Source organism: Amycolatopsis speibonae, from assembly GCF_042647925.1.
GTDB classification, from domain to species: domain Bacteria; phylum Actinomycetota; class Actinomycetes; order Mycobacteriales; family Pseudonocardiaceae; genus Amycolatopsis; species Amycolatopsis speibonae.
Genome location: NZ_JBHRWK010000002.1, coordinates 104,018 through 118,431, shown reverse-complemented (window position 1 = coordinate 118,431; position 14,414 = coordinate 104,018). Strand labels below are relative to the sequence as shown.

Genomic DNA, 14,414 nt, shown 5'->3' with positions numbered 1-14,414 from the left:
GGTCGACCTGGTGATGAACGCACGGACGGTAGCCGACTCAACCCGTTCGGCCGGGGCTACTGAGCCTGCTGCTGACTCGGGAGCGTTCCGGCCACCATCCGCCGGGCCACGTCCCGCCGCAGCCACAGGAGCCACAGCCAGAACCCGAGGAAGATCACCCCGAGGATCGCCACGGCGGGCAGCGCGACGAAGAACGCGATCAGCGCGACCTGCAGGGCGAGCACAGCGGGCACCGCCCACGGCTTCTTCAGGAAACCGCACAGCACGATCAGCACGACCGCGATCACGATCATCGACCAGCCGGTGACGGTGCCGACCCCGCCGCCGAGCTTCGCCACCACCGGCAGCGCGAGCGCGACGGTGATGCCCTCCATGATCAGGGAACCGGCCATCACGCCGCGGAAGGACTTCATCGGGTCCTTGACGGGCGGCTTCGGGGTCACGTCGGTCACGCCGGCTCCTTACCGAACAGGGTCCTGGCCTCGCCCGCGGTGACGACCGAGCCGGTGACCAGCACTCCTCCGCCCGCCAGGGGCTCCTCGGGGTCGTCGCTCTGCTCGACGAGGCCGATGGCGGTTTCGATCGCGGCGTCCAAGCTCGGCTCGGCCACGACGCGGTCTTCGCCGAAGATCGAGATGGCGATCTCGTTGAGTTCGTCGAGCGGCATCGCGCGCGGGGACGAGTTCTTGGTGACGACGATCTCGGAGACGACCGGTTCGAGGGCGTCCAGGATGCCCCGGGCGTCCTTCTCGGCCATCACGCCGACCACGGCGGCGAGGCGGCGGAAGGCGAACTCCTCGGCGACGGTGGTGGCGAGCGCCTTGGCGCCGTGCGGGTTGTGCGCGGCGTCGAGCAGCACGGTCGGCGCGGCGCGGACGCGTTCCAGCCTGCCGGGGGTCTCGACCTCGGCGAAGGCCTCACGGACGGCTTCGACGACCAGTTGCTTGTCCTTGCCCGCGCCGAAGAACGCTTCGACGGCGGCCAGCGCGAGCGCGGCGTTGGCCGCCTGGTGCGCGCCGTGCAGCGGCAGGAAGATCTCGTCGTAGACCCCGCCGAGGCCCTGCAGCTTCAGCATCTGCCCGCCGACGGCGATCTCGCGTTCCAGCACGCCGAACTCGTTGCCGGCGCGGGCGACGGCCGCGTCGACCTCGACGGCGCGTTCCAGCAGGATCTTCTGCACTTCGGGGTCCTGCTCGGCGATGACCGCGACGCTGCCGGGCTTGATGATCCCGGCCTTCTCCACCGCGGCCTTGGCCGGATCGCCGCCGAAGTACTCGACGTGGTCGACACCGATCGGCGTGATGACGGCGACGTCGCCGTCCACGACGTTGGTGGCGTCCCAGGAACCGCCGAGGCCGGTTTCGATGACGGCGGCCTCGACGGGCGCGTCGGCGAAGGCCGCGAACGCCATCCCGGTGAGCACCTCGAACTTGCTCATCGGTACCGCGTCGGGCCCGCCGGCGTTGTCCACCATGGTCACGTACGGCGCGACGTCGCGGTACAGGTCGACGTACGCGGCGGCGGAGACGGGGACGCCGTCCAGCGCGATCCGCTCGGTGACCAGCTGCAGATGGGGGCTCGTGTACCGGCCGACGCGCAGGCCCATGCGGGTCAGCAGCGCGTCGATCATCCGGGTGGTCGAGCCCTTGCCGTTGGTCCCGGCGACGTGCAGCACCGGGTAGCCGCGGTGCGGTTCACCCATGAGGTTGACCAGGGCCGCGATCCGGGCGAGGGACGGCTCGATCTTGGTCTCGGGCCAGCGCAGGTTCAGCTCGGCCTCGACGGCGAGCAGTTCGCGGCGTGCCTGCTGCCCGTTGGGTTCGGTCGCGGCGAGCTCGTCACCCTGGTCGTCCAGCTCGTGCAGTTCCACGTCTTCAGGGGCGACGAGGTCCGGCACGGGGCCGAGCGCGAGGTTGTCCCCCAGCTGCCCGATCCCGCCGATCCCGCCGCCTGCCCCGCCACCGGCCTGGTACGCGGCGTCGGGTGCGTCCAGATCCGGGTCGGTGTCGTCGCCCGGATCGTGGGCACGTGCCCCCAATTCGTCGACGCCGGCGAAACTGTCCAGATCTGCCAGGTCCGGGGATTCCGCGAATTCTTCGGAATCCCGGCCGTCACCACGCGGCACGAACTCTCCTCTTAAGCCTTGCTCCCTGTCGGACCGAGTCTACGTGCGGCTTTTGCTGGCACTCTCGACGCATGGGGTTCAACCACAACGACCACTACCACCCGCTGCTGCTCGACCAGCTGCCTCCCGGCCCGGGAGTGGCGCTGGACGTGGGCTGCGGCAGCGGGCGGTTCGCCCGGCGGCTTGCCGCGACCGGGATGCACGTCGAGGCGATCGACCGGTCCGGACCGATGATCGACCTGGCCGGTGCCGCCGGCTCACCCGGTCCCGGCACGATCTCGTACCGGCGGGCCGACGTCGCCACCGAGAAGCTGCCGGAGGGGGCGTACGACTTCATCTCCTGCCTCGCTTCGCTCCATCATGTGCCGTTCGACACGGTCACGAGGCTGCGGGACGCGCTGGTCCCCGGCGGCGTGCTGGCCGTGCTCGGCCTCGGCAGGCCCAGCACGGCCGCCGACTACGCGCGCGCCCTCGTGGCCTCGCCGGTCAACGCGCTGGCCAGGGTCATCGTGTACGCGGGCGAGCGGCTCAACGGCGGGATCGATCCGCTGCCCGCGGCCCCCATCCAGGAGACCTTCCCGCCGATGAACCGGATCCGGCGCGACGCGGCCCGGCTGCTGCCGGGGAGCAAGGTCCGGAACCTGCTCTTCTACCGCTATCTCCTCGTCTACCGGAGACCGGAGGACGACCACCCGATGTGACACCCCAAGCGGGTGAACCCGACGCTCGACCACCCGATCGGCGGCGCCGACCGGTGCGCATGCGGTTCATTTTTGAGAGGCCATCCTGTCCGGAGAGATCGGGGTCCAAATGCGCTTCAGACGCGTCCTGTTCGCGGCCGTATCGACCGTCGTCCTGCTGATCGCCTCCACCACGGCGGCCACCGCCGCGACGCGGTCCTACCGGAACTACGTCGCGCTGGGTGATTCCTACACTTCCGGACCGCTCATCCCGCTCCCCCGCCTCGACCCGCTGTTCTGTGGCAAATCGACGCAGAACTACCCGTCGCTCCTCGCCGCGGCGCTGCGGGTCCGCTCCTTCACCGACATCAGCTGCGGCGGCGCCGACACCGGCGACATGACGGAGCGGCAGAGCGTGATCCTCGGCAGCAACCCGCCCCAGTTCAGCGCCCTGCGCGCGAACACCGACCTGGTCACCGTCGGGATCGGCGGCAACGACTACGGCGTCTTCGGCACGCTTGTCGGCACCTGCCCGTCCCTGCGCGCGAGCGATCCCACCGGGAACCCGTGCCAGGAAAGGTTCACCGTCGGCGGGGTCGACACCGTCAAGGCCAAGATCGCCGAAACCGGCAAGAACGTCGAGAGGGTCCTGGCCGGCATCCACGCCCGCTCGCCGCGCGCCGACGTGCTCGTCATCGGCTACCCGAGGATCGCGCCGGAATCCGGCTACTGCCCGAAGATCCTGCCCTTCGCCGAGGGCGACTACGCCTGGCTCAACGACGTCGAGAGGGCGTTGAACTCGGCGATCGAGAAGGCCGTCGCCGCCGACGGCGATTCGTCCTTTGTGGACACGTTCGGTCCGTCCGCCGGGCACGACGCCTGCGCGCCGAAGGGGGCCGCGTGGATCAACGGGCAGCACACGAAACTGCTCGCCGCGGCGGCTTACCACCCGTACCGCACCGGGATGGCGGGGGTGGCCGGAGTGATCCTGCGCCACCTCCGCTGAACGCTATGAAAGGTCCTTTCCTTGCAAATTTTGCAAGGAAAGGACCTTTCATAGCACGCGTCAGGAGGCGGGGAGGGCGGCCAACCGGGCGTTGATGCGCTCGATGTCGGCGACCGCGGTCTCCTGGCGGGCCCGGATCTTGCCGATCACCGGCTCCGGGGCCTTGTCGATGAAGGCCTGGTTACCGAGCTTGGCTTCGGCCTGCGCCAGTTCCTTCTCCGCCGCGCCGAGGTCCTTCTGCAGACGCTTGCGCTCCGCGGCGACGTCGATCGTGCCGGACAGGTCCAGCTCGACGGTGACGACACCGGCCGACAGCCCGACCTCGATCGACGCGCTCGGCGCGAAGCCGTCTTCGGGCTGCGTGAGCCGGACCAGCGAGCGGATCGGCTCGTCGTGCCCGGTGATCTCGGCGAACCCGTCGCCGGACAGCCGCGCGGCCACCTTCTGGCTGGGCTTGAGGCCCTGGTCCGCGCGGAACCGGCGGACTTCGGTGACCAGCTTCTGCACGTCCGCGATCCGCTTGTCGGCGACTCCGTCGGCGTAGGAGCCGTCCGCCACCGGCCACGGGGCGATCACCAGCGACTCGCGGCCGGTCAGCGCCGTCCACAGCTTCTCGGTGATGAACGGGATGAACGGGTGCAGCAGCTTCAGCACCGTGTCGAACACGTGCCCGAGCACCGCGCGCGTCGCCGTCACCCGGGCCTCGTCACCCTGGAAGACCTGGACCTTCGACAGCTCCAGGTACCAGTCGCACAGCTCGGTCCAGGTGAACTGGTAGAGCAGGTCCGTGGCCTTGGCGAACTGGTAGTCCGCCAGGTAGCCGGTGACGTCGGTGACGACGCTGTCGAGCCTGCCGAGGATCCAGCGGTCGGCCTCGGTGAGTTCGGCCGCGGCGGGCAGCGTGGCGTTCGCGTCCGCGCCGTTCATCATGGCGAACTTGGTGGCGTTCCAGAGCTTCGTGGTGAAGTTCCGGGAACCCGCGACCCACTCCTCGCCGATCGGCACGTCGGTGCCCGGGTTGGCCCCGCGGGTGAGGGTGAAACGCAGCGCGTCGGTGCCGTAGCGGTCCATCCACTCGATGGGGTCGACGCCGTTGCCCGCGGTCTTCGACATCTTCTTGCCGAACTGGTCGCGGACCATGCCGTGCAGCGCGATGGTCTTGAACGGCGCCTCGCCGGTGGCGTAGAGACCGAACATCATCATCCGCACGACCCAGAAGAACAGGATGTCGTAGCCGGTGACCAGCACCGACGTCGGATAGAACTTGTTCAGGTCCGGCGTCTTCTCCGGCCAGCCGAGGGTGGAGAACGGCCACAGGCCCGAGGAGAACCAGGTGTCGAGGACGTCCGGGTCCTGGGTCCAGCCCTCGCCCGAGGGCGGCTCCTCGTCCGGTCCGACGCAGACGACCTCGTCGTTCGGGCCGTACCAGACCGGGATGCGGTGGCCCCACCACAGCTGACGCGAGATGCACCAGTCGTGCAGGTTGTCGACCCAGTCGAAGTAGCGCTTCTCCATCTCCTGCGGGTGGACGTTCACCCGGCCGTCGCGCACCGCGTCGCCGGCGGCCTTCGCGAGCGGGCCGACCTTGACGAACCACTGCAGCGAAAGCCGCGGCTCGATCGGCTCCTTCGAGCGCTCCGAGTGCCCGACGCTGTGCAGGTACGGACGCTTCTCCGCGACGATGCGGCCCTGCTCGCGCAGCTTCTCCCGCACCGCGACACGGGCCTCGAAGCGGTCCATGCCGTCGAACTCGGTGCCGGTGCCGTCGATGCGGCCCTGCTCGTCCATGATCGTGATCATCGGCAGGTCGTGCCGCTGGCCGATCTCGAAGTCGTTCGGGTCGTGCGCGGGGGTCACCTTGACCGCGCCGGTGCCGAACTCCGGGTCGACGTGCTTGTCCGCGACGATCGGGATCTTGCGCCCGGTCAGCGGCAGCTCGACCTCGGTGCCGATGAGGTGCGTGTAGCGCTCGTCGTCCGGGTGGACCGCGACGGCGGTGTCGCCGAGCATCGTCTCCATCCGGGTGGTGGCCACGACGATCGCGTTCTCGCCGTCGCCGTAGCGCATCGAGACGAGCTCGCCTTCGACCTCTTCGTGCTTCACCTCGGCGTCGGACAGCACCGACCGCAGTTCCGGCGACCAGTTGACCAGCCGCTCGGCGCGGTAGATCAGGCCGTCGTCGAAGAGCTTCTTGAAGATCGTGTTGACGGCCTTGGACAGGCCGTCGTCCATGGTGAACCGCTCGCGGGACCAGTCGACGCCCTCGCCGAGGCGCTTCATCTGGGCGAGGATCTTGCCGCCGTGCTCGTTCTTCCACTGCCAGACGCGCTCGACGAAGGCCTCACGGCCGAGCTCGCGGCGGCTGGTGCCCTCGGCGCGGAGCTGCTTCTCGACCAGCGCGTGGACGGCGATGCTCGCGTGGTCCATGCCCGGCAGGTACAGCGTCTCGTCGCCGAGCATGCGGTGGTAGCGGGTACTGGCGTCGATCAGGGTGTGCTCGAACGCGTGCCCGATGTGCAGCGAACCGGTCACGTTCGGGGGCGGGATGACTACCGTGAACGGCGGCTTGTCCGACGTGGGGTCGGCCGTGAAGTAGCCGGCGTCTACCCAACGCTGGTAGAGCGAGGCTTCTTCGTCGGCCGGGATCCAGGTACCCGGAAGGTCGGTCTGCTGCGGCTGGGCGTTCTCGGTCACAGTTGACAAGTCTACGAACCTCCGTAAGCCGCTTTTCATCCGCACTGCTCACCGGCCGTAACGCTCGCTGTTCCCCACCGATGAGGATTTGTCGTGAAGCACTGGGGAGGGGCGGGAAATCCGTGGAAGACAGCCGGCTGGAGACGCATCCGGATCTGATGGATCCGGACTGGCGCAAGCGCGCCGAACGTGACGCTCGGCTCGGCGCGAAAAAGGAACTCAAGCGGCGGCGGAAGCAGGCTCCGCGCCGTCGTCTCCGGAGGGGGTTCCAGATGACCCGGGGTCGCGTCCTGGCCCTGTTCCTGGTCTCGACCGTGGTCGTGCTCGTGGCCGCCACGATCGTCGTGCAGCAGATGCGGGGACGCGCCGAAACCGCGCAGCCTCCGAAGGTGGCTCCGATCCTCACCAGCGTCGACCTCGACCGGCCTTTCGACCGCACTCCCGCCGCGGACTGGCGCGAAGGACTTGCCGGGATCACCGTGCCGCCGGGACAGGACATCGGCGACTTCACCGCGATGGAGGTCGACGCGGCGTATCGAAAGGTGACGGAGGCCATCGCGGCAGCGAAGCTGGGTCCCCGGACGCTGCGGGACGGAAACGGCTCGGAAGTGCTCGCCCTCCTGGCCCCGAACGAACGCACCCGGCTCGAACCGATGCTCACGGGCCCGCTCACCGTCGAGAAGGGCAATTACCTGACCCTCATCGGGCCGAACCGCCTGCTGCCGGCGCGCCCGCGGATGACCGGCTCCCTCACGGCGAAGGCCGGCCGTGGAGGCGAGCTGATCGTCCACGCGAGCTATGCGACCGCCTACGCCTTCGACGCGGGCTCGGGCGAGGCCAGGTCACCGGTCGACATCGTCCCATTCGTCCGTGACGAGCAGGACTACGTGCTCCGCAAGGCGCCGCCGTTCGCGAAGGCCGACGCAGGGCTCGGTTTCGGGGACGGCGCGAGCTACAAGTCACGCATGGCCTGTGACGCGATCAAGACCGGCGTCCTGGCGCCCCAGTACGCTGACAAGGACAGACCCGTCGTCGGCGTACCGCCCGTCGACGAGACCAGCACCTACGACCCGACGAAACCCCTGCCGTCGAGGGACACCTGCGGGTAGTCGGCCGAATCCTGGGGAAGAGGACCGAGATGGACGAAGAGGACCGGCGGATCGAGACCCATCCGGACTTGGTCGACCCGAGCTGGCAGAAGCACGCCGAGCTGGACGCCTGGCTGGGTGCGAAGAAGGAACTCAAGAAGAAGCGCCGCAAGCAGCGGCGCGCGGCCGGTGCCTCCGGTGGCGGCTACCGAGAGCCGGGTGCGAGCCGGTGGCCCGGGATCGCCGCGATCGCCGGCCTGATCGTGCTGGTCGTGGCCGCGGTGACGGTGAACGCGGTGCAGGAACGCGGCGTCAACGAGACGCCGTGGTTCCCGTTGGACGAATCGCAGATCACCCGGCTCGTCACCGACGCCTGACCGGCCGCCGGGCTGAGCGCCGGTCAGGGTGGTCGTGAGTGGCAAAGAGGGTTAGAACACGAATCGCCACTCACGACCACCCCACCCGACGGCGAGCCGGGCACCCCTCGGTCGCGCCCGGGAGCGCCAAGGCGCACGATGGGGTCATGACCCGCGAAGCACCCGCGAACGACGTTGACGAGACACAGCTCGAGGTCGGGAAACCGAAGAGCTGGGCGGCCGGGATCCCCGGGGTCGCTGTCTCCCTGATGCGCGGCATGGAGCAGATGGGCGCCGCGCGCACGGTGAAGACGCTGCGCCTGCTGAACCAGCGCGACGGCTTCGACTGTCCCGGTTGCGCTTGGCCGGAGCCGCGCGAGGTCGACGGCGAGCACCGCAAGCTCGCGGAGTTCTGCGAGAACGGCGCGAAGGCCGTCGCCGAGGAGGCGACGAAACGCCGGGTCGGCCGTGAGTTCTTCGCCGAGCACCCCATCGAGGAGCTGGCTGACAAGACGGACTACTGGCTCGGCCAGCAGGGCCGCATCACCGAGCCGTTCGTGCTGCGCGAGGGCGCCTCGCACTACGAACCGATCTCCTGGGACGACGCCTTCACCCTGGTCGCGGACGAGCTTCGCGCGCTGCAGGACCCGAACGAGGCGATCTTCTACACCTCCGGCCGCACCAGCAACGAGGCCGCGTTCCTCTATCAGCTCCTCGTGCGCTCCTACGGCACCAACAACCTTCCGGACTGCTCCAACATGTGCCACGAGTCGTCCGGGGCGGCGCTCGCGGCGACGACCGGGATCGGCAAGGGTTCGGTGACGCTCGCCGACATCCACCAGGCGGATCTGATCGTGGTGGTCGGCCAGAACCCCGGCACCAACCATCCGCGCATGCTGTCCGCGCTGGAAGAGGCCAAGGGCAACGGCGCGAAGATCATGGCGGTCAACCCGCTGCCCGAAGCCGGCCTGATGCGGTTCAAGAACCCGCAGAACGTCCGCGGCGTGATCGGCAAGGGGACCCCACTGGCCGACGAGTTCGCGCAGATCCGGCTCGGCGGCGACCTGGCGCTGTTCCAGGCGATCGGACATCTCCTGTTGCAGTGGGAGCAGGAGACGCCCGGCACGATCGTCGACCGCGCGTTCGTCGAGTCGTCCACCGAGGGGTTCGAGGACTACGCGAAGCATCTGCGGGAGATCGACTGGATCGAGGTCGCCGCGGCGACCGGGCTGCCGCGCGAGCAGATCGAGCGGCTGGCGCGGATGATCGCGACGTCGCGGCGGACCATCTACTGCTGGGCGATGGGTCTGACCCAGCACAAGCACGCGGTGCAGACGATCTCCGAAGTCGCGAACCTGGCGCTGATGCGCGGCATGATCGGCGAACCGGGCGCGGGCCTGTGCCCGGTGCGCGGGCACTCCAACGTCCAGGGCGACCGGACGATGGGCATCTGGGAGAAGATGCCGGAGTCCTTCATGGACAGTCTCGACGACGAATTCGGCATCAAGGTGCCGCGTGAGCACGGCTACGACACCGTCGCCGCGATCCGCGCGATGCGGGACGGGAAGGGCAAGGTCTTCTTCGCCGTCGGCGGCAACTTCGCCTCCGCGACCCCGGACACGGAGCTGACCGAGAAGGCGCTCAAGTCGTGCTCGCTGACGGCGCACGTGTCGACGAAGCTCAACCGCTCGCACGTCGTGCCCGGCAAGACCGCGCTGATCCTGCCCACTCTCGGCCGCACCGAACGCGACACCCAGTCGGGCGGCGACCAGTTCGTCACCGTCGAGGATTCGATGTCGCAGGTGCACACCTCACGCGGCAGGCTGGCCCCGGCCAGTGAGCGGCTGCTTTCCGAGGTCGCGATCATCTGCCATCTCGCGGAAGCGCTGTTCGGGGCCGGGCATCCGGTGCCGTGGCGGGACTTCCACGGCGACTACGACCTCGTCCGCGACCGGATCGCGCGCGTCGTCCCCGGCTGCCACGACTACAACGCGCGGGTCCGCGAGCCCGACGGGTTCGTCCTCCCGAACGCGCCGCGCGATTCCCGGCAGTTCAACGGGACCGCCAACGGCAAGGCGAACTTCACCGTCTCCGGACTCGAGTATCCGCAGGTGCCCGAGGGCAGGCTGCTGTTGCAGACGATGCGCAGCCACGACCAGTACAACACCACGATCTACGGCCTTTCCGACCGTTACCGCGGGATCGAGGACGCCCGGCGTGTGGTGCTGGTCAACCCCGACGACCTGGTGTCGCTCGGCCTGGCCGACGGCGCGATGGTCGACCTGGTCTCGGAGTGGCGGGACGGCGACCGCCGGGCCCCGAACTTCCGGGTGGTCTCCTATCCGACGGCACAAGGCTGCGCGGCGGCCTACTTCCCCGAGGCGAACGCCTTGGTGCCGCTGGATTCGGTGGCGGACAAGTCGAACACCCCGGTGTCGAAGGCGGTCGTGGTGCGGTTGGAGCCGGTGTCCTGACCGGTTTTGTCGGACCCTCCCGCTAGGTTCACGCCCATGGAACCTGGGGACATCGCCCGCGAGATGGCGCGCCTTCTGCGGGAGAGCACGCGTTCGGTCGAGTTCGCGAGCGCCGTGCTGCGGATCCACAACACCGGCGGCGGCTTCTCCGTGCAGGCGGAGACGAAGAGCGGCCGCTACCTGAGCCCCGACATGGCGGGGCTCTCGAAGCTGTTCCGGTCCTTGCCTTCGTCGATCTACGAGGTCCGGCTGAGCCACACCGGGGAGTACGCCTTCCTCGCGACGCCGGACGTCGGCACGATGTCCCCGGCCTGGCTCGTGTTCGACGACGGCTTCCGCTATCCGGGGCATCCGATGCCGGGTCTGCCGCTGCCCGGGCGCTCCCGGCCGACAGGTGCGCCGACCGACCCGGCCGTGCTCGCGCGGATCACCGCGCTCGCCACGGAATTCGCCGGGCTGTACGGGAAGATCAAAGGCCACGCGCCGGATTGGGAGCCCGGCCACACGGAAGCCGAGCTCGCCGAGGCCGAGGAGCGGGTAGGCGCACGGCTGCCCGAGGATCTCCGCGCGCTGTTCCGGGTGACAAGCTGGGACAACGAATCGGGGCTGCTGGGCCGGTACGCCCACGATCCGCTCCCGATGCTCGTCGAGCGCTACCTCGACGGCGATCCCGGTTCCTACGGCTGGGAAGATCCCGTCTCCGAAGAGGGCGTGGTCTTCGAGTCCTCGCCCGCGGGCCGGGTGAAACGCTTGTCCCGCGACGACTGGTGGATCACCTTCGGCAGCGATCACGCCGGCGATTTCGTCGCTGTCGACCTCGATCCGGCGGAAGCCGGTGACAGCGGCCAGATTCTCGAATACGGGCGGAACGTCTGGGGTCCCGTCCGGTACGTCGCGGCCTCGATCACCGCGATGATGGAAGAAGTCATCCGCGCGTTGAAGGCGGACGAGTACGACAACGACGAGCCCGAGTCGCCCTATCTCGTCGCCGACGCCTCTTTCCACGACGAGTCCGCCCGCGCCCACGACCAGGTGCTGAGCGAGACGACGGATCTCGGCGAGGTCGGCGATCCGGAACTCGTCCAGGAGCTGTACCTCAACGACCCGGGCTCGGTGGATCTGGCGGTGCTGAACCGGCTGTCGTCGTTGCGTCATCTGCGGGTCAACCGCGCCGATTCCGTCGTCACGGACTTCTCCAGGTTCCCTCTGCTCGAAGCGGCGAGCATCGAGACCTCGAAGGTGGACCTCACCCGGCTCGCCGTGCACCCCGCCCTGTGGAGCCTTTCGCTCGCCGGGGTGAAGCATCCGATCGACTTCGGCCCGCTGGCCGGGTTGCCGGGGTTGCTCAGGCTGGGTCTGGCCGGTCTCGACGTGCCCGAGCTGGAGCGCGTCGGCGAGCTGTCCTCGCTGCGTGTGCTCACCTTGGACGACGGGCAGGTCCGGCGGCTGCTGGACGCCGGGGTCACGCTGCCTTCGCTGGCCGCGATCGAGATCACCGGCGGGGCCCCGCTCGCGGAGATCGTGCGGCTGCGCCGAAGGCTGCGTCCGGACGGCCCCGCGCCGGAGGTGATCGAGGCTTCGGGCACGCTGGCCGCACCTTAGGCTGCCCCCTTGGCGGTGCCGGGCGAGGCCGGGCCGGGTCCACCGTGAAACGCGACCCGTTCACGGAAAGGCCTTGCCATGTCACGAAGATCGATCCTGCGCGGTTTCGCCGCCTTGGCCTCGCTCCTGCTCGTCGCGGTCCTGCCCGGGGCGGCCACCGCCGCTCCGGCCGTACCACCGCCACTCCCCTTCGTCTCCCAGCTCGACCTGTCCTGCTACCGGACCGAGGGCTACAAACCGCCACCGACGGCGGTCACCTTGAGCCACCTCAATCCCGTGCTCGCGGGACTGCCGGCGGAGACGGTCAAACTGGGGGCACGCGAGCAATTCTGCGTGCCTGTCGCGAAGAACGGCGTCATCCCGCCGCCAGGGATCGTCGACTTCGTCCGCTGGGTGGATCTGTCCTGCTACCGGATCGAAGGCGGCGCGAGGAACGTCCCGCTGACGCTGAGCCAGCTGAACCCTGTCGTGCGGAAGCTCGGGATCCAGGACGCCCAGGTGACCCTGCTGTCGCCGGAGCAGTTGTGCGTCCCGGTCGCGAAGAACGGTGTCCTGCCACCGCCGGAGATCCTGTCGTTCGTGCGGCACGTCGACCTCGAGTGCTACGCCCTGCGCGTCCTCGGCATCCCCGGCCGCGTCTTCCCGCTGACGCTGGGGCATCTCAACCCGGTACTGGCCGACCGGCCGAAGACGGATGTGAAGGTCGGCAACGCGCGGCAGCTGTGCGTCCCGGTCGCCAAACGCGGTGACGAGATCCCCCGGGAGGTGCTCGACACCTTGCAGTGGCTGGATCTGGCGAAGTACGACGTCGCCACCGGGCCGAGTGTCATCGGACCGGTCACGCTGAAGCTGACCCACCTGAACCCGGTGCTGGCACACCTTCCCGGCGAGGAGGTCACCATCACCGAACCGGTCCAGCTCGGCCTTCCGGTCGCCAAGAACGGCAGGATCCCGCCGAGGGATTGAGCCGGCTCAGTTGATGCATCCGGTGTCGTCGGAAGTGATCGGCTGATCGGTCCGGGCCCCGGCCGCCCCGCCGCCCGCGGACACGCCCGGTCCCTTGTAGACCTGTCCGAGCACGACCTGTACATGACCCGCCGCGACGGAAGCGACCTTCTCGGTTTCCAGACCGCCAAGCGCCTTCGCGATCTCCGTGGCGGGGCCCGACGCGTCACTGAACCGGACGACGGAGGTGCGTCGTCCGGTATCGGCCGTCGTGTCGCCCTTGCCGAAGCCCTTCTCCGCCAGAAGATCCGAGACGCGGGCGGCCAGGCCGTCCTTGCCGCTCGCGTTGACGACGTCGACCTTGGGGCCGGCGGGCGCCTGCGGTGTCGTGGGCTGGACACCGATCAGGGACGCGGCGAAAGCCCGCACCTGGGCCGGGTCCACCTGCACGGCGGTCGCGGTCGGCTGCTTGGGGTTGTAGCGATAGTCGGGGTTGACCACCGGGATCGTGTCGAAGGCGATGCCGCCGCCGGAGACGCCTCGCATCTGCCGGACGAAGTCGAGCAGGTCCCACGAGCCGTCGAGCACGACCGAACGCTTCACCGCGTCGATCAGTTCGGAGAGGCGGGCCGGGTTGGCGAGCGTCCCGGCGGAGAGCACCTGCTTCGCCAGCCCGGCGAGGAACACCTGCTGACGGCGCACGCGGTCGAGGTCGCTGCGGGGCAGATCCTCGCGCTGGCGGACGAAGGCGAGCGCGTCGGCGCCCTGGATCGTCTGCTTGCCCGCCTTGAAGTTCGCGCCGGACTTGATGTCCTTGGTGTCCCGCTTCAGGCACACCTCGACCCCGCCGACAGCGTTGCTGATGTCGTAGAAGCTCTGCAGGTTGACCTCGGCGAAGTGATCGATCTTGACGCCGGTGAGGTCCTCGACCGCCTTCAAGGTCGCCTTCCGCGCGGCCGTGATCGCCACCTTGTCGATCTCCGCCTTGTCGGTCTTGCCCGCCTCGCGCTGCGCACTCGCCGAAGCGAACTTGGCGTGCCCGAAGATCCCGTTGATCTTGGTCTTGTCCTTCGACCCCGGCTCCGCGACAAAGGAGTCGCGCGGGATCGAGAAAGCCTTCACCGCCTTCTGGCCGTTGGGGATGCGGAGCACGATGAGCGTGTCGGTCAGGTCGTCGCCGTTCGCGCCCACCCGCAGCTCACGCAGCATCGCCGGATCCAGCGGTTCGCCCTGCTGGTTGGTCCGCGAATCCCGCCCGACCAGCAGGATGTCCAGCGAACCGTCGGCGGGCTGCTCTCCCGGCTCCGGCGCCTCGATCACGTCTTCGCGGGTGACGCCGTCGAGCGACTCCAGCGTCGTGTATCCGTACGCGGTCCCGCCGAACACCGCCACCGCGAGAACGGCGACCAGGACCTTCCCCAGCTTGTGCACGTTCCTAGGACGC

Annotated in this window: 11 protein-coding genes; 7 read left to right on the top strand and 4 right to left on the bottom strand. The window is 69.1% G+C overall.

The genetic code is table 11. The features are described 5' to 3' along the window. Positions 1 to 56 precede the first annotated feature (56 nt). Entirely contained in the window at positions 57 to 452 is a 396-nt protein-coding gene (locus ACFOSH_RS00655) for a DUF4233 domain-containing protein (protein WP_378236581.1), read from the bottom strand. After that, a complete protein-coding gene (gene folC, locus ACFOSH_RS00650; RefSeq protein ID WP_378236580.1) occupies positions 449 to 2,125 on the bottom strand; it encodes a bifunctional tetrahydrofolate synthase/dihydrofolate synthase in 1,677 nt (558 codons plus the stop codon). Before folC ends, ACFOSH_RS00655 begins: the two co-directional genes overlap by 4 nt. A gap of 71 nt (positions 2,126 to 2,196) precedes the next feature. Between folC and ACFOSH_RS00645 the strand changes: the two genes are divergently transcribed. Both ACFOSH_RS00645 and ACFOSH_RS00640 read left to right on the top strand, forming a co-directional pair. Next, the gene (locus tag ACFOSH_RS00645; RefSeq protein ID WP_378236579.1) at positions 2,197 to 2,826 is read left to right on the top strand and encodes a class I SAM-dependent methyltransferase; all 630 of its coding nucleotides are present in this window, start codon (positions 2,197 to 2,199) and stop codon (positions 2,824 to 2,826) included. 109 nt (positions 2,827 to 2,935) lie between these two features. After that, on the top strand, positions 2,936 to 3,811 hold the full coding sequence (locus tag ACFOSH_RS00640; RefSeq protein ID WP_378236578.1) for an SGNH/GDSL hydrolase family protein: 876 nt from the start codon (positions 2,936 to 2,938) through the stop codon (positions 3,809 to 3,811). Positions 3,812 to 3,871: 60 nt separating this feature from the next. On the opposite strand, the gene ACFOSH_RS00635 is transcribed toward ACFOSH_RS00640, so the two are convergent. Beyond that, positions 3,872 to 6,505 carry a valine--tRNA ligase gene (locus tag ACFOSH_RS00635; RefSeq protein ID WP_378236577.1) on the bottom strand — a complete coding sequence of 878 codons (2,634 nt, stop codon included), beginning with the start codon at positions 6,503 to 6,505 and terminating at the stop codon, positions 3,872 to 3,874. Between the two features lie 122 nt (positions 6,506 to 6,627). On the opposite strand from ACFOSH_RS00635, the gene ACFOSH_RS00630 reads away from it, so the two are divergent. From ACFOSH_RS00630 to ACFOSH_RS00610, 5 genes are all read left to right on the top strand, one after another. Continuing rightward, the gene (locus ACFOSH_RS00630; protein WP_378236576.1) at positions 6,628 to 7,614 is read left to right on the top strand and encodes a hypothetical protein; all 987 of its coding nucleotides are present in this window, start codon (positions 6,628 to 6,630) and stop codon (positions 7,612 to 7,614) included. Positions 7,615 to 7,643: 29 nt separating this feature from the next. Then, a complete protein-coding gene (locus ACFOSH_RS00625) occupies positions 7,644 to 7,970 on the top strand; it encodes a hypothetical protein (RefSeq protein ID WP_378236575.1) in 327 nt (108 codons plus the stop codon). A 146-nt stretch (positions 7,971 to 8,116) separates the two neighbouring features. Further along, positions 8,117 to 10,423 carry an FdhF/YdeP family oxidoreductase gene (locus ACFOSH_RS00620; RefSeq protein WP_378236574.1) on the top strand — a complete coding sequence of 769 codons (2,307 nt, stop codon included), beginning with the start codon at positions 8,117 to 8,119 and terminating at the stop codon, positions 10,421 to 10,423. Positions 10,424 to 10,459: 36 nt separating this feature from the next. Next, positions 10,460 to 12,025 carry an SMI1/KNR4 family protein gene (locus tag ACFOSH_RS00615; RefSeq protein ID WP_378236573.1) on the top strand — a complete coding sequence of 522 codons (1,566 nt, stop codon included), beginning with the start codon at positions 10,460 to 10,462 and terminating at the stop codon, positions 12,023 to 12,025. A 78-nt stretch (positions 12,026 to 12,103) separates the two neighbouring features. Continuing rightward, positions 12,104 to 12,991, top strand: a complete 888-nt coding sequence (locus ACFOSH_RS00610) for a hypothetical protein (protein WP_378236572.1) — start codon at positions 12,104 to 12,106, stop codon at positions 12,989 to 12,991. Positions 12,992 to 12,997: 6 nt separating this feature from the next. On the opposite strand, the gene ACFOSH_RS00605 is transcribed toward ACFOSH_RS00610, so the two are convergent. Continuing rightward, entirely contained in the window at positions 12,998 to 14,401 is a 1,404-nt protein-coding gene (locus ACFOSH_RS00605; RefSeq protein WP_378236571.1) for an LCP family protein, read from the bottom strand. Between the last annotated feature and the right edge of the window lie 13 nt (positions 14,402 to 14,414).

Excerpts from the sequence above, each read along its gene's own strand:
- ACFOSH_RS00645 (WP_378236579.1), top strand. The coding sequence starts at position 2,197 with ATGGGGTTCAACCACAACGACCACTACCACCCGCTGCTGCTCGACCAG.
- ACFOSH_RS00620 (WP_378236574.1), top strand. The coding sequence starts at position 8,117 with ATGACCCGCGAAGCACCCGCGAACGACGTTGACGAGACACAGCTCGAG.
- ACFOSH_RS00625 (WP_378236575.1), top strand. The coding sequence starts at position 7,644 with ATGGACGAAGAGGACCGGCGGATCGAGACCCATCCGGACTTGGTCGAC.
- ACFOSH_RS00615 (WP_378236573.1), top strand. The coding sequence starts at position 10,460 with ATGGAACCTGGGGACATCGCCCGCGAGATGGCGCGCCTTCTGCGGGAG.
- ACFOSH_RS00610 (WP_378236572.1), top strand. The coding sequence starts at position 12,104 with ATGTCACGAAGATCGATCCTGCGCGGTTTCGCCGCCTTGGCCTCGCTC.
- ACFOSH_RS00640 (WP_378236578.1), top strand. The coding sequence starts at position 2,936 with ATGCGCTTCAGACGCGTCCTGTTCGCGGCCGTATCGACCGTCGTCCTG.